Origin of the sequence: Pseudoalteromonas lipolytica (genome assembly GCF_001306915.1) — a bacterium.
In the GTDB taxonomy this organism is placed as follows: domain Bacteria; phylum Pseudomonadota; class Gammaproteobacteria; order Enterobacterales; family Alteromonadaceae; genus Pseudoalteromonas; species Pseudoalteromonas simplex.
Genome location: NZ_LJTC01000012.1, coordinates 61,765 through 80,550, shown reverse-complemented (window position 1 = coordinate 80,550; position 18,786 = coordinate 61,765). Strand labels below are relative to the sequence as shown.

The 18,786-nt window shown below is 41.5% G+C and carries 20 protein-coding genes; 14 read left to right on the top strand and 6 right to left on the bottom strand.

Going from position 1 to position 18,786, the window contains the following annotated elements:
- Window positions 1–21 precede the first annotated feature (21 nt).
- Genes mlaD through AOG27_RS16810 form a run of 3 tightly spaced genes read right to left on the bottom strand, consistent with a single transcriptional unit; the run spans window position 22 to window position 2,174 of the window.
- Complete coding sequence (mlaD, locus tag AOG27_RS16820) at window positions 22–570, bottom strand: outer membrane lipid asymmetry maintenance protein MlaD (RefSeq protein ID WP_054554168.1); 549 nt, start codon at window positions 568–570, stop codon at window positions 22–24.
- A gap of 13 nt (window positions 571–583) precedes the next feature.
- Complete coding sequence (gene mlaE, locus AOG27_RS16815) at window positions 584–1,363, bottom strand: lipid asymmetry maintenance ABC transporter permease subunit MlaE (RefSeq protein ID WP_054554167.1); 780 nt, start codon at window positions 1,361–1,363, stop codon at window positions 584–586.
- A complete protein-coding gene (locus AOG27_RS16810; protein WP_082389312.1) occupies window positions 1,356–2,174 on the bottom strand; it encodes an ATP-binding cassette domain-containing protein in 819 nt (272 codons plus the stop codon). Before AOG27_RS16810 ends, mlaE begins: the two co-directional genes overlap by 8 nt.
- Window positions 2,175–2,422: 248 nt before the next feature.
- Between AOG27_RS16810 and AOG27_RS16805 the strand changes: the two genes are divergently transcribed.
- From AOG27_RS16805 to mgtE, 12 genes are all read left to right on the top strand, one after another.
- Window positions 2,423–3,391 (top strand): calcium/sodium antiporter, encoded by a 969-nt coding sequence (locus AOG27_RS16805; protein ID WP_054554165.1) that lies wholly within the window; start codon window positions 2,423–2,425, stop codon window positions 3,389–3,391.
- Between the two features lie 3 nt (window positions 3,392–3,394).
- Window positions 3,395–4,366, top strand: a complete 972-nt coding sequence (locus tag AOG27_RS16800) for a KpsF/GutQ family sugar-phosphate isomerase (RefSeq protein ID WP_054554164.1) — start codon at window positions 3,395–3,397, stop codon at window positions 4,364–4,366.
- 3 nt (window positions 4,367–4,369) lie between these two features.
- Window positions 4,370–4,921 carry a 3-deoxy-manno-octulosonate-8-phosphatase KdsC gene (gene kdsC / locus AOG27_RS16795; protein WP_054554163.1) on the top strand — a complete coding sequence of 184 codons (552 nt, stop codon included), beginning with the start codon at window positions 4,370–4,372 and terminating at the stop codon, window positions 4,919–4,921.
- Window positions 4,918–5,472, top strand: a complete 555-nt coding sequence (gene lptC, locus AOG27_RS16790) for an LPS export ABC transporter periplasmic protein LptC (protein ID WP_054554162.1) — start codon at window positions 4,918–4,920, stop codon at window positions 5,470–5,472. The genes kdsC and lptC overlap by 4 nt, the downstream gene beginning before the upstream one ends.
- A complete protein-coding gene (gene lptA / locus AOG27_RS16785; protein ID WP_054554161.1) occupies window positions 5,462–5,983 on the top strand; it encodes a lipopolysaccharide transport periplasmic protein LptA in 522 nt (173 codons plus the stop codon). The genes lptC and lptA overlap by 11 nt, the downstream gene beginning before the upstream one ends.
- On the top strand, window positions 5,980–6,705 hold the full coding sequence (lptB, locus tag AOG27_RS16780) for an LPS export ABC transporter ATP-binding protein (RefSeq protein ID WP_054554160.1): 726 nt from the start codon (window positions 5,980–5,982) through the stop codon (window positions 6,703–6,705). The genes lptA and lptB overlap by 4 nt, the downstream gene beginning before the upstream one ends.
- Before the next feature lie 106 nt (window positions 6,706–6,811).
- Complete coding sequence (locus AOG27_RS16775) at window positions 6,812–8,308, top strand: RNA polymerase factor sigma-54 (RefSeq protein WP_054554159.1); 1,497 nt, start codon at window positions 6,812–6,814, stop codon at window positions 8,306–8,308.
- 26 nt (window positions 8,309–8,334) lie between these two features.
- Window positions 8,335–8,622 (top strand): ribosome hibernation promoting factor, encoded by a 288-nt coding sequence (gene hpf, locus AOG27_RS16770; RefSeq protein ID WP_054554158.1) that lies wholly within the window; start codon window positions 8,335–8,337, stop codon window positions 8,620–8,622.
- A gap of 3 nt (window positions 8,623–8,625) precedes the next feature.
- Window positions 8,626–9,078 carry a PTS IIA-like nitrogen regulatory protein PtsN gene (gene ptsN, locus AOG27_RS16765; RefSeq protein ID WP_054554157.1) on the top strand — a complete coding sequence of 151 codons (453 nt, stop codon included), beginning with the start codon at window positions 8,626–8,628 and terminating at the stop codon, window positions 9,076–9,078.
- Window positions 9,079–9,924, top strand: coding sequence for an RNase adapter RapZ (gene rapZ, locus AOG27_RS16760; protein ID WP_054554156.1), 846 nt, complete (start codon window positions 9,079–9,081; stop codon window positions 9,922–9,924).
- A 13-nt stretch (window positions 9,925–9,937) separates the two neighbouring features.
- Window positions 9,938–10,210: an HPr family phosphocarrier protein gene (locus AOG27_RS16755; protein ID WP_054554155.1), complete on the top strand. Its 273-nt coding sequence runs from the start codon at window positions 9,938–9,940 to the stop codon at window positions 10,208–10,210.
- A gap of 211 nt (window positions 10,211–10,421) precedes the next feature.
- Window positions 10,422–11,780, top strand: a complete 1,359-nt coding sequence (mgtE, locus tag AOG27_RS16750) for a magnesium transporter (protein WP_054554154.1) — start codon at window positions 10,422–10,424, stop codon at window positions 11,778–11,780.
- 77 nt (window positions 11,781–11,857) lie between these two features.
- On the opposite strand, the gene AOG27_RS16745 is transcribed toward mgtE, so the two are convergent.
- Both AOG27_RS16745 and AOG27_RS16740 read right to left on the bottom strand, forming a co-directional pair.
- Window positions 11,858–14,035, bottom strand: a complete 2,178-nt coding sequence (locus AOG27_RS16745; protein WP_054554153.1) for a YgiQ family radical SAM protein — start codon at window positions 14,033–14,035, stop codon at window positions 11,858–11,860.
- Window positions 14,036–14,156: 121 nt separating this feature from the next.
- Complete coding sequence (locus tag AOG27_RS16740; RefSeq protein ID WP_054554152.1) at window positions 14,157–16,352, bottom strand: EAL domain-containing protein; 2,196 nt, start codon at window positions 16,350–16,352, stop codon at window positions 14,157–14,159.
- Window positions 16,353–16,529: 177 nt separating this feature from the next.
- Between AOG27_RS16740 and AOG27_RS16735 the strand changes: the two genes are divergently transcribed.
- Both AOG27_RS16735 and AOG27_RS16730 read left to right on the top strand, forming a co-directional pair.
- Window positions 16,530–17,108 (top strand): SRPBCC family protein, encoded by a 579-nt coding sequence (locus AOG27_RS16735; RefSeq protein ID WP_054554151.1) that lies wholly within the window; start codon window positions 16,530–16,532, stop codon window positions 17,106–17,108.
- The gene (locus tag AOG27_RS16730) at window positions 17,077–17,964 is read left to right on the top strand and encodes a TIGR03899 family protein (protein WP_054554150.1); all 888 of its coding nucleotides are present in this window, start codon (window positions 17,077–17,079) and stop codon (window positions 17,962–17,964) included. The genes AOG27_RS16735 and AOG27_RS16730 overlap by 32 nt, the downstream gene beginning before the upstream one ends.
- Before the next feature lie 33 nt (window positions 17,965–17,997).
- Here the strand turns inward: AOG27_RS16730 and AOG27_RS16725 are convergent, their stop codons facing one another.
- Window positions 17,998–18,786, bottom strand: coding sequence for a TIGR04219 family outer membrane beta-barrel protein (locus AOG27_RS16725; RefSeq protein WP_054554149.1), 789 nt, complete (start codon window positions 18,784–18,786; stop codon window positions 17,998–18,000).

The window sequence follows — 18,786 nt, the reverse complement described above, 5'->3', positions numbered from 1 at the left end:
CTAAAAACTTCTTAAACATAATTATTCACTTCCTTGGTTGAATAAGAACTGACCTATCAATTCTTCTAAAACTAATGCTGATTTTGTGTCGGTAATGTAGTCACCATTGGCAAGAGCCTTACTTTCAACACCAAACAGCTCATCTAAGCCAGCATCTTGTTCATTAACTGTCACTTCATTGCCCATACAACGCTGCTCAGCAGATTCTGGGGCAATAACAGGGTTAATACCTAAATACTGTTCACCTAAAATACCTGACGTTAAAATGGAGATTGATGTGGTGTCTGAAAACTTACATAAGTAATTAGCATCAATCGCCATATTAACCACCGGCACAAACTCTTTTGGATGGATAAAAATAGATTCAACTCGACCAACAACCACACCACCTACTTTGATAGGCGCTCTTGCTTTTAAAGAACCAATATTCTCAAACTTTGCGTTAAGTTGGTAAGTTTCACCACTCCCACTAATGCCAGCATTCGCAACTTTAAATGCTAATAATGCAAATGCAGCGATACCAAGGGCTACAAAAAAGCCAACTAATATTTCTAATTTCCGTGAATTCATCTTAATACCCTAATTAGCTGGTAAACATTACCGCTGTTAAAATAAAGTCAAAACCTAATACTGCCAATGACGAGTGCACAACGGTTTCTGTTGTGGCCTTACTGATCCCCTCAGATGTAGGAACACAGTCATAGCCTTTGTAAAGTGCAATCCAAGTCACAATCATGGCGAATACAAAACTCTTAATCATGCCGTTCACAATATCTTGTTGAAACGACACTTGCGCTTGCATGATTGACCAGAAGCTTCCTGAGTCAACACCAAGCCAATCAACACCCACTAAATGAGCGCCAATAATAGCAACCGCAGAAAATATTAGTGCAAGCAATGGCATACTGATAAAACCAGCCCAAAAACGCGGTGCAATAATGCGTTTAAGTGGATCGATCGCCATCATTTCTAAACTTGATAATTGTTCAGTCGCTTTCATTAACCCAATTTCAGCAGTAAGCGCACTACCCGCGCGACCAGCAAACAGTAATGCTGTTACTACAGGGCCTAACTCACGTAATAAGCTCAATGCCACTAAGGGTCCTAAGCTATCTTCAGCACCATAGCCTACTAATACGGTGTAACCTTGCAGAGCGAGCACCATACCGATAAATAGGCCTGACACCATGATGATCAAAAGAGATTGCGAGCCCACCATATATAATTGGCGAACAAGTAAAGGTGTGCCTTTTTTAAAGTTTGGCACATTAACGAGTGCACCAAACAGCATTTGAGTAGAACGACCAAGCGCGGCAAAGCGCCCTAGCGTTTTGTGACCTAACTTCTGGAATAGATCAAGCATTATGCACTCCTAGTAATTCATCATCATACGCAGGAGCTGGGAAATGGAATGGCACAGGGCCATCCGATAAACCATTTAAGAACTGTTGCACAAGCTCAGATTCATGGTTTTGCATTTGCTCAGGTGACCCTTCGCCTATCACTCCTTGATCAGCAATGATGATCACGTGGTCGGCAATACTCATAACTTCTGTTACATCATGAGTTACGATCAGTGATGATAAACCTAACACCTCATTCAGTGACTTAATAAGTTTAACAAGCACACCCATGGAAATAGGATCTTGACCAGCAAAAGGCTCATCATACATGATAAGTTCTGGATCAAGGGCAATTGAACGCGCTAAAGCAGCACGACGAGCCATACCACCCGAAAGCTCAGACGGCATTAAATCTTGTGCACCACGCAGACCAACAGCTTGTAATTTCATTAAAACAACAAGGCGGATTAAATCTTCGCTAAGCTGAGTATGTTCGCGCAAAGGAAAGGCGATATTGTCAAACACTGACATATCGGTAAATAAAGCGCCGCTTTGAAACAGCATGCTCATTTTGGTACGGGCGGCGTAAAGTTCCTTGCGAGTCATGCTAGGAATGCTTTTGCCTTCAAATAAAATGTCACCAGAGTCAGGCTTCAGCTGACCGCCAATTAAGCGTAACATGGTGGTTTTACCAATGCCGCTCGGTCCCATGATAGCGGTAATCTTGCCTTTCGGAATGTTAAAACTCATATTTTTATATATGATTCTATCGCCCCGTGAAAAGGTTACATCCTTGATTTCTACTATTGATTGCGACAAGTCGCTCTCCATAACGTTTTTCACTAGTTTTGCCATTTTAAGGGTTTTTTAGTCAAGATGGAAAAAACAAATCGTAAAATTTTGTAATATTTTCTATCAATAAATTCTAAAGCTAGCTGTAAAGAGCTTAACGACACCTGAAATTTAGTTTCCTTACCAAGCACGCTTTATGCTTGCCAGCCCATTCTTTTACTTATACTTTCAGGTTCGCTTTTGTTACTATTTGCAGTCATCTGTATAAGTAATGTTGGCGTATCACAATGGTGACTTCTTTTGTCATTTTAATTATTGGCTTTGCTGCACTCGTCTGGAGTGCTGATCGGTTTGTTTATGGGGCGGCTGCACTGGCAAAAAATATGGGGATCCCCACCCTAATCATTGGTTTAACTGTTGTTGCTATGGGCTCATCTGCGCCTGAAATGATGGTATCTGCATCGGCAGCACTTGCTGATAAAACAGATACTGCGGTAGGAAATGCGGTCGGCTCTAACATTACTAACATCTTACTTGTACTTGGTGTCACAGCTTTACTGCGCCCCCTTTCAGTATCTTCAATGACACTTAAACGCGAAATGCCGCTGGTGCTATTAATCTCTGTAGCCGCTTGGTATGTGTTCTCTGATAACTATTTTTCGTTCGCTGAAGGCATTGCATTGATGATTGCCTTTGCGGTGTTCATTGGTGGCTTAGTTATTGTGTCTCTGCGTGCTAAAAACCAAGATGACCCATTTGTCAGCGAGGCGTGTGAAGACGTTCCGAACGATGTCAGTACCAAATCAGCCATATTTTGGTTAATCATCGGCATGATTTTATTACCAGTCAGTTCACACTTTTTAGTTGAATCAGCCGTTGATATCGCAAAATATTTTGGTCTATCAGACCTTGTAATAGGCTTAACCATAATTGCTATTGGCACCAGCTTACCAGAGCTGGCAGCCTGTATTGCAGGGGTATTAAAAAACGAAGACGATTTAGCGCTTGGTAATATCGTTGGCTCAAACATTTTCAATTTACTCGCCGTATTACCACTTGCGGGTATTATCAACCCATCAATTATTGACCCTTCTGCGGCAAACCGCGATGCACTTATCATGATTGCAGCAACCGTTGTATTGATTGCCATGTCATTGAACTTTAAAGGTGCTCGTCGTATCAATAGAGTAGAAGGTGGCTTACTGTTAGTCGCATTTATTGCATATCAGGGCTATATTTTCAGCCAAGTAGGATAATTAATGACACAACCTAGCTTTATCGCGCAGGGTAAGCGCGTACTCGAAATTGAAGCACAAGCTTTACAAGAAATTGAGCAATATATAAATCAAGATTTCGATAATGCTTGCCAATTAATGTTCCAATGTACAGGTCGTATTATTGTGATTGGTATGGGCAAGTCTGGCCATGTAGGTAATAAAATTGCTGCAACCCTTGCAAGTACTGGCACTCCGGCATTTTTTGTTCATCCTGGCGAAGCTAGCCACGGTGATTTAGGAATGATCACCCGCGACGATGTGGTGATGTGTATTTCAAATTCAGGTGAGACCAGCGAAGTACTCAGTATTATCCCTGTTATTAAGCGCATTGGCGCAAAAATGATTTCATTAACAGGCAACCCAGACTCAACAATGGCAAAACTGTCTGATGTTCATGTGTGCATCAAAGTTAGCCAAGAAGCGTGTCCGTTAGGCCTTGCCCCAACGGCAAGCACCACTGCAACCTTGGTTATGGGCGATGCAATGGCGGTTGCGCTACTAGAAACCCGAGGTTTTACTGCCGACGATTTTGCACTTTCGCACCCTGGTGGCAGCTTAGGTAAACGTTTATTACTTACATTAGATGATGTGATGCACGCAGGCGACGCAACGCCAATCGTTAGCGAAACCCAAAGCATCAAAGATGCATTGATTGAAATGTCAGCCAAGGGCCTTGGTATGACCGCAGTGATTGGTGCAGATGAAAAGTTAGCCGGGTTATTCACTGATGGTGACTTACGCCGTATTTTAGAACAGCGCATCGATATCCATAACACGGCAATTAGCCAAGTGATGACCCGTTCATGCACAACGGCTCGCCCTGACATGCTTGCGGCTGAAGCTTTAAATATTATGGAGCATAAACGTATTAATGGTTTAATTGTGGTGGATCAAAGCAACACACCAATTGGTGCCCTAAATATGCAAGACTTATTAAAAGCAGGAGTTCTCTAAGCAATGACATTCGCCGAACTATACCAGCCCCTGAGCCCTGATGTGAGTCAGCGTGCTCAAAAAATAAAACTATTAATCTGTGATATTGATGGTGTTTTTTCTGATGGTCGAATTTATTTGGGTAATAATGGCGAAGAGCTTAAAGCATTCAATACTAAAGATGGTTTTGGTATTAAAGCACTCATTAATAGTGGCTTTGAAGTGGCAGTGATTACTGGCCGCCATTCACAAATAGTTCAGCAGCGAATGACTAGCCTAACAGTTCAGCACATTTATCAGGGACAAGAAGATAAGCTGATTGCTTATCAAGAGTTAAAGGATAAACTGGGGCTGACAGATAAACAGATTGCCTATATTGGTGATGATGGTCCAGACTTACCAGTTATGGAAAAAGTTGGCTTTGCTGTCGCAGTAAACGATGCACACCCGCTTATCAAGAAGCTGGCTCATTACACCACATTATTACCGGGTGGCTTTGGAGCTGTGCGTGAATTAACTGATTTACTGATGTTAGAAAACGGCAAGCCGTTAACTAGCGATGGAACCAGCGCATGAATATAGCCCGTATTTTACTGAGTATTGTTTTTGTCTGTTGCATGGTGTGGTTATGGTACCCGTACTTTAACCAGTCAACTGATACAATAACTAGTGAAGACGAGATCATCGCAACGCCTGATTACACTGCCGTTGCTCTAAAGCAAACAGCTTATGACGAGCAAGGTAAAATTAGTCATAAAGTGGCAGCTGCAAAAATGGAGTTGTATCAACAATTAGGGTTTACCTTTTTTGAACAACCTATTTTTACTATTTATAGCGATCAGCAAGTTTGGCAAGTAAGAGCCAAAGAAGCTACTTTATACGAAAATGATCAGCTGATTTTTGAAGGGGATGTAGTTGCTAAAAACTTAACCCATAACGGTATGATCGAAGATATAAAAGCAGAAAATATTAATGTCGACATTGATAAAATGACGATGTTTTCAAAGCAACCTGTAACACTAACAGGACCGAATTTAAAAATTACCGGTAAAGGCTTAAAAGCCGATTTAAAAGCCGAAATTGTTGAGTTAACTAACCATACACGAACCATATACTATGACCAATAAACTGAAGAAATTACTCCTGATCCCAAGCTTATTGATTGCCTTTTCGGGCGCAGCTGCCGAGCAAACAGGCGCTCAAATTAGCATTAGCTCAGATCGCCAAGTCGGTAAACTAAAAGATGGCGTTGGCATATTCGAAGGTAACGTAGAGATCGTGCATGGTGATCGTCGCATTACAGCAGAGCGACTTGAGGCACATGGCGGTGACACCGAAGGTACAGTCGAATTAATTATCGCTACAGGCAAACCAGCTTACTTCGAAGAAAAGCAAGCTGATGGCACCGTGATGAGCGCCAGCGCCGAAGAAGTTCGTTATGATGTTGCGAAACGCTTCTTAACACTCAATGGCGAAGCTGAAGTCACTCAAGCGGGTCAAAAAGTAACGGCAAAAAGCATTACCTATGATATGGCTCAACAGCTGATCAGCGCAGAAAAAGACGAAAACTCAACAGATCGTGTACACACTATTTTAGTGCCTGTAGAAAATAAAAAAGACGATAAAGGCCAACCATGAGCACATTAAAAGCAGAGCTTTTAGCTAAAAGCTACAAAGGCCGCCAAGTGGTTAAAAATGTCGGTCTTGAAGTTGAAGCGGGCAGTATTGTTGGCTTGTTAGGGCCAAATGGTGCAGGTAAAACAACGACCTTCTATATGATTGTAGGGCTCGTACCAAGCGACAAAGGAAAAATAAGCATCGATGATAACGATATCACGCTTTTGCCAATGCACAGCCGTGCGCGCTTAGGTATTGGTTATCTACCACAAGAGTCGTCTATTTTTCGAAAATTAACAGTTTACCAAAACTTGATGGCCATATTAGAGACCCGCAAAGATCTTAACAAAACAACGCGCGAAGAGACGCTTAACAACTTATTAGATGAATTTAGCATTCAACATATTCGCGATAGCCAAGGTATGGCACTGTCAGGTGGTGAACGACGCCGCGTTGAAATTGCACGTGCATTAGCCGCTAATCCTAAATTTATCCTTTTAGATGAGCCTTTTGCTGGTGTTGATCCTATTTCGGTGTTAGATATAAAGAAAATTATTGAGCACCTAAAAAATCGTGGTATTGGTGTACTTATTACTGACCATAATGTTCGAGAAACCCTTGATGTTTGTGAAAAAGCCTACATTGTTTCTCATGGGGAGCTAATTGCATCAGGGACACCTGAGCACGTATTAGCTGACCAAACTGTACGTGATGTTTATCTAGGCGAGCAATTCAGGCTGTAACCATTACGCCACCGACTAGAGCATCTGCTAGACTTATACAATGACAATAAATCGATAACAGTGTCCTCACCGTTACCGATAACTTAAAAAGGATTGTTAGGGATACATGAGGCAATCATTACAGCTGCGCATGGGCCAGCAACTTACAATGACTCCACAACTGCAACAAGCCATTCGCTTGTTGCAGCTCAGTACATTGGATCTCCAGCAAGAAATTCAAGAAGCGCTTGATAGTAATCCTCTGCTTGAAGTGGAAGAAGCGGATTACAACGAAGAAAGCATCGGTAAGAATGAGCAAAAAGCGGAGTCTGACGATGTACAAGTCAGCGCGTCTGCCGACGAAGCACCTAGCGAATTCGAGCAAGAAAGCAGTGATGCTCTGAGTAAGGATACGGTTAGCGATGACTTAGCTATGGATGTTACGTGGGATGAGTACATGAGTGCCGCCCCATCAACATCGTCTGGGCCAATGCCTGAAGACGAGTCTATTTACCAAGGTGCTTCAACAGAAACACTGCAAGAATATTTAATGTGGCAACTACAGCTCACACCATTTAGTCCTACCGATGAAGCGATTGCCGTTGCCATCGTTGAAGCTATCGATGACTCAGGTATTTTAACGGTTAGCTGCGAAGATATTGTCGAAAGCTTTAATCAAAATAATGATGAAGAAGAAATCGAACTCGATGAAGTTGAAGCTGTCTTAAAAAGAATACAGTTATTCGATCCAGTTGGTATCGGCGCGCGAAGTTTACAAGAGTGCCTGTGTATACAACTTCGTCAATTCGATGCCAATACGCCATATTTAGCTGAAACTAAAATGGTTTTATCTGAGCATATCGAATTATTAGCAAGTCGCGACTATCGCACTTTAATGAAAAAGACTAAGCTTAAAGAAAACGAGCTTAAAGAAGTGATGACGCTCATTCACAGCTTAAATCCTAAGCCTGCGGATAGCATAGTACGCGAAGAATCTGAGTACGTCATACCCGATGTATCAGTGAAAAAAGTGAAAGGCCGCTGGGTAGTCGAGTTAAACCCAGATTGTATGCCAAAAATTAGAGTGAATAGCCAATATGCAGCGATGTCTCGCTCTGTTAAATCAAGTAGCGACAGCCAATTTATTCGTTCTCACTTACAAGAAGCAAAGTGGTTTATTAAGAGCTTAGAAAGCCGTAACGATACTTTACTAAAAGTGACCAACTGTATCGTGCAACAACAGCAAGCTTTCTTTGAACATGGCCCAGAAGCAATGAAGCCAATGGTGCTAAACGATGTCGCTGAAATGGTCGAAATGCATGAATCGACGATTTCTCGGGTTACAACACAAAAATATATGCATACCCCAAGGGGAATTTTTGAGTTGAAATATTTCTTCTCAAGCCATGTCAGCACCGAAAATGGTGGTGAGTGTTCTTCTACAGCAATTCGCGCTTTAATCAAGAAGTTAGTTGCTGCAGAAAACTCGGTTAAACCATTGAGTGATAGCAAAATTGCAGATATATTGGCTGAGCAAGGAATTAAAGTAGCTAGACGTACAATTGCAAAATATCGTGAGTCTCTAGCAATACCTCCGTCTAATCAGCGTAAAAGTCTGATTTAGACGTTTTACATAGAAGGAAAATGCTTATGCAACTAAATTTAACTGGTCGTCACGTAGAAGTCACTGATTCATTAAGAGACTATGTAAACACTAAGTTCGCAAAACTAGAAAGGCATTTTGATCATATTAATAATGTTCATGTCATTTTAGATGTAGAAAAATTAAGCCAAAAAGCAGAAGCAACTTTACATGTAAACGGAGGCGAGTTGTTCGCTTCTACAGAACATCAAGATATGTACGCAGCAATTGACTCATTGATCGATAAACTTGATCGCCAAGTCATTAAGCATAAAGAGAAATTAGCTCGACATTAAATTATGAAACTTAGTTCACTTACTAATCAGGACTGCAGCAAAGCTGCGGTCCTTTTTAATAGCAAAAAAAGAATTCTTGAGTATATTAGCGAGTTAGCTCACCAGCAGTTTCCTCATTTATCTCAACAAGATATCCTAGATGCTTTTCTGAACAGGGAAAAGTTAGGTAGTACAGGTATCGGCCGAGGAATAGCTATTCCCCACGGTCGAATGAGTGGTGCTGATGAACCTCATGCATTTATTATTGTCAGTGAATCTCCCATCAATTTTGATGCGATAGACAATCGTCCCGTTGATATTTTTGTGGCACTCATCGTACCAGATGGCGATTGCCAGTTGCACTTGAAGACCTTGTCAACAATTGCTGATAGACTTAAAGATAAAGATTTTTGTAAACAGTTGCGAAGTGCTACAAGCGATCAGCAACTATTTCAAGTAATTGCATCAGAGGCATAAATGGAATTAATAATTATCAGCGGTCGCTCAGGCTCGGGGAAATCGGTCGCTTTACGAGTTCTTGAAGACTTAGGCTACTACTGTGTTGATAATATTCCTGTCAACCTACTGCCTTCGCTTGTGCGAAGTGTTTCTGATAATTATGACAAAATTGCCGTCAGTATCGACGTACGTAACTTACCGAAAGAGCAGCAAGAGTTTAATGATATTCTTGAGTACCTGCCAGGTTTTGCAAACCCAACACTATTCTACCTAGATAGTGATGATCAAACCCTAATTAAGCGTTTTTCTGAAACTCGCCGTTTGCATCCATTATCGATTGATTCTTTACCGCTTGATCTTGCCATTAAACAAGAAAAAACCCTGCTTGATGTGCTGATCACCCGCGCTGACTTTATGATTGATACCACTGATTTGAGTGTTCATCAGTTAGCAGAATCAATTCGTGAAAAGATTTTAGGTAAGAAAGATAAAAAACTGATTATTACGTTCATGTCGTTTGGTTTTAAGCATGGAATTCCAAAAGAAGCTGACTACGTTTTTGATGCACGCTTTTTACCGAACCCACACTGGGAGCCTGATTTAAAGCCACTAACCGGCCTCGATCAGCCTGTCAGGGATTATTTAGCTAGCCACAGCATAGTGCAAAAGTTCACTTGGCAGATTCAAACCTTTGTACAGACTTGGTTGCCACATCTAGAGCGCAATAACCGCAGTTACCTAACCATTGCAATTGGTTGTACAGGAGGCCAACACCGTTCTGTTTACTTAGCGCAAACAATTGGTGAAAGCTTTTCTAAAACTCATGCGAATGTAAAAATTCGCCACCGCGAACAAGATATCTAACTAGGCACCAACAATGCACGCTGAAGATACCTTTTTAATTCAAAACAAACTTGGCTTACATGCTCGCGCTGCGACTGTTTTAGCGCAACTAGCACTGCAATTTGATGCCAAAATTACACTTTTTCAAGATGAGAAAGAAGCTGAAGGCGACAGCGTGTTAGCGTTAATGCTCCTTGAAAGTAGTCAAGGAAAAGAGGTTCGTGTTGTATGCGAAGGTCCTGACGCTGACGCTGCATTAACGGCAATCGGCGAATTAATTGCGCAACGCTTTCACGAGCAAGAATAGCATTTGCTAAGACTTCAAGGTTTACGGTAAACTTACTTCGGATATTTAAAATTCCCTTTAAATATCCTACTTTTATATCGCTCGCTTTTCTAAATTACAAAACTCTTAATAAATTTATCGCAGTGCGACGATATCTCTGCAAATACACTACAAAGCAACTATGCTGTATTTGCATAGCCTATTTAAACTTTTTTCAGTTGTAAGGACGCCAATGCCAGAAGCCTTTGAACAAGATTACCCACTACAACAACTCAAACAAGTGACCAAGTCACTCAATAGTGGTCAATTTGTTCAAGTGCGCGGCATGTTAGCTAAAACGGCACCTTGTGATACAGCCCTTTTACTTGAGTCTTCTCCCCATAAAATTCGTCGTATGCTTTGGCAGCTGGTTGACCCAGATGTCCGTGGTGATGTTCTAGAAGAACTCTCTGAAGATGTACGTCTTGGCATTATTGCCCAGATGGAGCCTGAGCACATTGCTGCTGCTACAGAAGATATGGACGACGATGACTTAGGTGAGGTTTTACGTAGTCTTCCTGATACCGTATATCAAGACGTTGTTAGCGCGATGGACTCGCAAGATAGAGAAAGGGCAACTCAAGCGCTTTCTTATCAAGAGCGCTCAGCCGGTGCCCTGATGAACAGCGATACGGTAACCATTCGTCCTGACGTTACTCTCGATGTTGTACTGCGCTATTTACGCTTACGAGGTGAGTTACCAGAGGGTACCGATGATTTATATGTAGTTGATAAACATAACTGCTTTTTAGGGGCGCTTTCGTTAACCACGCTACTGACAAGTCCTTCTGATAAAGTTGTTCATGATTTAATGGATGAAGACTGTGAGTCAATCCTAATCTCTATGGATGAAAGCGATGTGGCGCAGCTATTTGAGCGTCACAACTGGATTTCAGCTCCTGTTGTAGATGATAACGCTCACTTGCTTGGCCGTATTACCATCGATGATATCGTTGACGTAATCCGTGAAGATGCTGAACACAGCATGCTAAGCCTTGCTGGTCTTGACGACGAAGAAGATACCTTTGCGCCAGTGCTAAAAAGTTCGCAGCGTCGCTCTATTTGGCTTGGGGTTAACTTATTAACCGCATTGTTAGCAGCCATTGTGGCAAGCTTTTTCGAAAACACCTTAGCAATCTTGCCTATTTTAGCGGTACTCAATGGTATCGTCCCTTCAATGGGGGGTGTTGCGGGTAGCCAAACCCTAACTCTGGTTATTCGTGGTATAGCGGTTGGTCATATCAACCAAACCAACCAACGCTTCTTATTACTTAAGGAGTTAGCAATTGGCGCACTGAATGGCATTATTTGGTCGATATTAATTGCTGGTGTGGTTGCCCTATGGCAGTGGGACTTTAAACTCGGCGCAGTGCTGGCCTTTGCAATGTTTATGAATCTTGTTGCCGCTGGTATTGCAGGTGCAAGCATTCCATTAATTCTTAAGAAAATGAAAATTGACCCTGCCCTCGCCGGCAGTGTCGTACTGACAACAGTGACGGATATTGTCGGTATCTTTGCCTTTTTAGGCACCGCAACCTGGCTATTAATCTGATACCAATTCACAATAATACTTAATTAAGCGAATTGGTATAAATAAAAACGGCCCTTTAAGGGCCGTATTTATATCTTTTACTTTGCACGCTGCTTATTTTTACCTACTCTAGGTTTGGTATTGGCCTTTTTAAACTGGCTAAAACCGGTATGACGAGTCAGTGCTGCACGGCCTTTACCGCCCTTACCTTTAGCTGTTTTCTCGTTTCGACCTTCTTCAGGAACCAAACAATTCGGCCCTTTACCAATTAAATTCGCTTTGCCCATTTTTCTTAGTGCTTCACGGATCATCGGCCAACCAGCAGGATCGTGGTATCGTAAAATCGCTTTGTGTAAGCGACGCTGGCGTGCGCCTTTTGGAACAGGCACTTGCTCAGTATTGTTCTTAATATTGCGCAGAGAGTTCATCTCAGTGTGATAAATTGTGGTTGCATTGGCCATCGGCGATGGATAAAAGTTTTGTACTTGATCAAGCTTAAAGTCATGAGCCTTTAACCATAGCGCCATATTCACCATGTCTTCGTCTTTCGTTCCTGGGTGAGCAGAAATAAAATACGGGATCAAATACTGCTTTTTACCCGCTTCTTTTGAGTATTTATCAAATAGCTCTTTAAACTTATCGTAAGCTCCCATGCCCGGCTTCATCATCTTAGACAATGGACCATCTTCAGTGTGCTCAGGGGCAATTTTTAAGTACCCGCCTACGTGATGGGTAACCAACTCTTTTACGTAGCGAGGGTCTTCTACGGCTAAGTCATAACGTACGCCAGACGCGATCAAGATTTTCTTCACACCTTTTACATCTCGAGCTTTTTTATAAAGCTCAATCGTTGGGGTGTGATCCGTGTCCATGTGCTTACAGATATCAGGATAAACACATGATAAACGACGACACGTGCTCTCTGCCTTTTTGCTCTTACAGCGCAACTTATACATATTCGCGGTCGGTCCGCCTAAGTCAGAAATAACCCCAGTGAAGCCCGGTACTCTGTCACGAATTTGCTCAATTTCATCAATAATTGATTGCTCAGAACGGCTTTGAATAATACGTCCTTCATGTTCTGTTATTGAACAGAAAGAACAACCACCAAAGCAGCCTCGCATGATGTTCACCGAGGTTTTAATCATTTCATAAGCTGGGATTTTTTCATCGCCGTAGCTTGGGTGCGGAATACGCTGATATGGCAAACCAAATACGCCATCCATTTCTTCAGTTTCAAGCGGAAATGCAGGCGGATTTACCCAAATAGAGCGGTCGCCATGGCGTTGAAATAACGCACGCGCACAACCTGGGTTTGTTTCTTGGTGCAAAATACGCGAGGCGTGAGCATAAAGCGGTTTATTCACACTTACTTGCTCATACGCAGGCAGCTTAACGTAGGTCTTTTCCCATGGCTTAGGGCGAGCAGGCTGAATCGTGATTGGCTTAGCCGCCTCGGCACTTAAATCAATACCTGCTTTTTTAAATTCAGATTTACTACAACCCACATCATCTGCGCCATACGGGTTTGGAATTGGATCAATCTTACCGATTTTATCTATTGCAGTTGAGTCACTACCACGCCAACCCGGTAATGGTTCTTTACGAATAACCGCAGTACCACGAATATCTTGAATTGTCTCAACCGACTCACCCGCAGCAATACGGTGGGCAACTTCAACAAGTGGGCGCTCAGCGTTACCGTAAATTAAAATGTCAGCTTTAGCATCAAACAATACACTACGGCGTACTTTTTCTTGCCAATAATCATAATGAGCAATACGGCGTAAACTCGCCTCAATACCACCAATGATCAACGGCACATCTTTATAAGCTTCGCGACAGCGTTGGCTGTATACAACTACCGCACGGTCAGGACGTTTACCGCCTATGTTACCCGGCGTATAAGCGTCATCATGACGCATACGCTTTTCAGCAGTATAACGGTTGATCATCGAGTCCATATTACCCGCTGTAACACCAAAGAATAAGTTAGGCTTACCTAACGCCATAAAGGCATCTTTTGAGTTCCAGTCAGGCTGCGCAATAATACCCACACGAAAACCCTGTGACTCAAGCATACGCCCAATCACAGCCATACCGAAGCTTGGGTGATCTACATACGCATCACCACTTACAATGATCACGTCACAGCTATCCCAGCCTAACGCGTCCATTTCTGCACGAGTGGTTGGTAAAAATGGCGCCGTGCCATAGCATTCAGCCCAATATTTAGGGTAAGAAAACAGGCCTCGCTCGGCTTTTAATGCGCTCATAAAGTGTACTCTGCTAACAAAAGGGGCGAATTATACCTCAGTCTTATAGATTATTATAGAAAACAAAACGCCCTTCACATGGGAGGGCGCTGTTTAATTTGTATGCACTGACTGGAACTGGCTATTGCTTAGCTTGCAGGTAAGTAATTAACTCTTTTTCTGGCATAGGCTTAGCGTACATGAAGCCTTGCACTTCATCACAGCCAAGCTGAGCTAAATAATCTGCTTGCGCTTGTGTTTCAACCCCTTCTGCAATGGTTTTTAAGCCTAACCTTGCGCCAAGAGAAATAATTAACGCAGCAATCGCCTGACAATCTTGACCAGGTAAATCTTTGATAAAGTCGCGATCAATTTTTAGTCTGTCTAATGGTAGTTTTTGCAAATAGCTTAACGACGAGAAGCCAGTACCAAAGTCATCAATTGCAATCTCAATACCAAACTCTTTAAGTTCTTTTAATGTGGTGATCACATTAGCTAGCTCATCCATAACCACACTTTCGGTCACTTCGAGTTCAATAAACTGCGGTTTTACATCGTATTTAATAAGCGTGTCTTTTACTTGCTGAGCATAGCCTTTAACTTTAAACTGCGGTACTGAAACATTTACGGCAATACTGATTGCAAAGCCCATTGCTTCAAGGCGCTTTTGCTGCATACATGCTTGCTCTAGCACCCATTGCCCTATATCAACAATTAAACCAGCATCTTCAGCCATCGGAACGAAAATCGCTGGTGAAATATACTGACCATTACCTGATGGCCAACGCAGTAGCGCTTCACAACCTATGATTTCTAGAGTATTTAAATCAAGTTGCGGCTGAAACCAAACCTCTAATTTACGTTGTTCGAAGTCTTGACGAAGCTGTCTAATGATCCCTAAACGCCAAGCCATTTTCTCTTCCATGTCTGGGGTATAAGTCACCACCGTTTCAGCAGATTGTTTTTTAGCTTGGTTTAAAGCAATGTAACCTAGTTTTAAAGTCTCGATCCCTGCTTGCTGAAAGTCACCTTGATAACATAAGCCAATGTTAAAGTTGATTGGCAAAATATGCTCGCCAGCATTAAATGGTAAACTTAAATGCTCACGAAGTAACTCAATATCGCATTTATCAGCAGCCAACAACAAACCGAAAACATCTGCACCAATGCGCGAGATAAGCTCTGCATTAGGGTATTCTTGTTGTAGCCTATCAACAATTGCATTTAGTAATAAATTACCGATTTCTTGCCCTAAGCCATTGTTGATATCAGAGAATTGCGAAACATCAATTAGTAAAAAGACAAAGTCATTTTTGCCCGGCTGGTAGTAGCGCTCCACCTTATTCATAAAATCGTTACGATTCGATAAACCAGTTAATACATCTTTATAAGCTGCATCACGTAAACGGTTGAATAATCGAACATTATCAAGACCTACACTGACGTTCGTTAAGAATATCTCTGCAAATTGCAGTTGTGAAGGACTTGGCGTGTGCTCAGTTTCAAGGTAAATAGCTGCTTGGCGGTTTTTGCTTTTTAATAAATACGTACTGTCTACATCTGTATGCTGATGCTCACCTTGGGCTAGGCAGTTATTGACTTGCATGATAATACGGCCATCATCAAGTTGTTCAATGCCTTGACCTATAAACTCATTGTATTCAGCGCAGCCACCTAGCACATAAACCTGATTGTCATCTTCAATTGAGCCGCACAAGAGCCCTTGTGGTTCGCAATCTAAAATAATCGAAAGCTGTTTAATAACCGCCATCGAAAACGCTTTAATATCAGTAAAACCAAGAATTGCCTTAGATGCATACAAAATATTATTTAAAGCACGGCTTTGAAATTCGAGCTGACAAACTTGTTCATAAGAGCGAATTGCTGTTACTAGGGCTGTGATAAGTTTACTACGAGTAAGTTCTGTTTTTGTTTTGTAGTCGTTGATATCGTATTCACGGATCACTTTTTCTTCAGGTGCATAGCCTGGTTGACCGGTACGTAAAATAATCCGCACATTGTGATTATTGAGGCACTCTCGTACCTGCTTTACAACTTGCAGGCCAGCATCATCTGATTCCATAACCACATCAAGTAAAATTACCGAAATGGAATGGTTACTTTTAAGTAATTCAAGCGCTTCTGAACCTGAATAGGCGTGGTGGAATCGTAAGCCTTTATCCCAGAACTCAACGCCAGAAAGCGCTAACTTAGTCACTGAATGTATCTCAGGATCGTCGTCGACTATTAATACGTCCCAAAACTCAGAGACAGTCTCTTCAACAAGCTGCTCCTCATCTTGGTCACTAAACAAAAAGTCGTTACTTTCTGATGCCATTAATAATTCCTTAGAGCAACCCTAGTAAAAATACCAACATTTTACAGTGATGCATAAAATTCTCTCAGTCACTTAACTATGATACATTTATCAGAACATATATAGTCATATCAGATAAATTATAGCCTAGGTTACGTATAATGTTATGAAAGATATAAAACTATTGCCCGAGGTAAAATGATAAAATTTTTTGTTTTAACTCTAAAAGCCCTATTTCTCAGTGCGCTAGTTATGCTTGTCGTTGGGCTATTACTTTCTCAACGCTATACGGTTCATAAATCAATACAGGTCACTGCTAGCAGCTCAGAAATAGCGAAACTAGTCGGTGACTTTAATCAATGGCATAAATGGCAACCATGGAAAAGCGTAGATCCCAACATCAAGTTTACGGTTTTAGAGCCAAGCCAAGGCGTTGGGGCACACCAATTTTGGCAAAGCCGTTTCGGCGATGGCGAAATGACAATAACACAACAGAATAATGAACAACTTACTTTTAATATTTTATTTAATAAAGAGCATATAGCCCAAGGAACGATCCAATTTACAGGTGCAGGTAATGAAATAAATATTGAGTGCTCGTTACAAGGTGAAGTAAATACTCCTATCATTGGTGGCTACCTTGCATTATTAAGCCAGTATATTCTCAACAACACAGTGAAACTGGCGCTCAATAACATCAAAACCCATGCACAGTTAGCAACAACAAACAAGGCTATTGCTCCCAATGACAGTGAAAGCGGCTCAAGCGAGAGTTAATCTTGCTAATATTATAGAAAATCAACTTGGCTACCCGATTCATAAGGCATCATCGGCTAGGATTAACCATGCGAGCGATGATAGCTACTCAGCGCAAGGTCAGCAGCAATTAGCCTATCAGATTAAAGCGCAAGCAAGCTTATTGGAGCGCGCTCACACTCGCCAAGAAATTCAATTTATTAAACGCCAAGAAAATATTGAAACCATCATGGCGATGGCTATGGCGTTTTGCCCGGATGTCACGGGTCAACAACAGCCCGATTTTGATTGGATAGAGCGATTTATAAGTTTATGTGAAGACACAGCTAATTCCTCAATGCAAAAGCTGTGGGCAAAAATTTTAGCAGGTGAAACAGTATCGCCAGGCACCTTTTCGATTAAAAGCCTACAAACCCTTAAACACATGACTCAACGTGAAGCAGATGCTCTTCAACGCTGTACATCATTGTGTGGATTCAACGAAAAAGACAACAGCCACTTAATTTTACTCGGCTTTTACAAGAAACCCTCGCTGTTTGATTTACTTAGAAAAGGTAATAAGGTGTCATTTAACTTAGGAAAAACCCCTGTTAGTTTTCCTGACATTCTGACCCTAATGGATATTAACTTACTGTATCGAAAAGAAATCGAATCGGCGGTTTTAAAAGCTGGTCAAGAACTAATACTGAGCTTTATGAATCAACGCTTGATTTTAAAAGCAAAAAGTAATGACTTAGTACTCAGTTACTATAAATTTACCCAGACTGGTGACGAGTTAAGAAAGCTAATCGCATCACCAATAAACAAAGCTTATAAGCAAATACTGGCAACATCATTAGAAGATGAATTTGAAGTTAGCTGGCAAGCTTTAAAGTAAAGCCGCCAGCTAAAAATAAATCGAAAAATTCGATTAGAAATGAACTTGAATACCTGCAAACGGGCCCGATGCATCTAAATCTGTGTAGATATCATCAATATCATCAAGCTCTAACGTCATTGAGCGGTAACCCGCTTTAATATCCATATCGATTGCTAAGTTATCAAGTAAAGCGTATGCAATACCCGCTTGGTAATCTTGGACTTTACTATCGTCGATAGCCAGTAGGCTACCTTCAAAGAAAACGCTTAAACCCGTTAATGGTAAACCAACTTCAGCACGGCCATACACTAAAGGTACGAAACCAGAAAAATCAACACGCTCAGTCGTGTTTGGCTTAGTTGTACTTGGGTTACTTTCTTGCGCAGTACCCGTTACTGTAATTTCTCCGTCAAATTGTTTAGCATTTATACCTAAATCAATTGAAACCAAATCATTATCAAAGATTTCGTAATAAAGAATATAATCAACGTGAGAGAAATCACTAACAGTATTTACCCTTGACCCCGTAACAAAATCACTATCACCGAATGTAAATGAATCACCATTTGGTATGTCACCAAAACCATTTAACTCAAGTTCAGTGTATTTTAGTTTAATGTTTGGTATTAACGGCACTGGGTGCTCAAGTGCTGCGTAGTAGCTCGTGAACGTTTCATCATCAAATTTAAAGCTTTGTAGATTTCCATCTTGAGCAAAACTACCACTGTTATCTGATTGCCAACCATCAACACCTAGGTATAAACCTAATAATGTATCAGCTTGTGCTGTTGGAGCTAAACAGGCCATTGAAAGGGCAGCTGCTAAACAGTACTTTTTCAT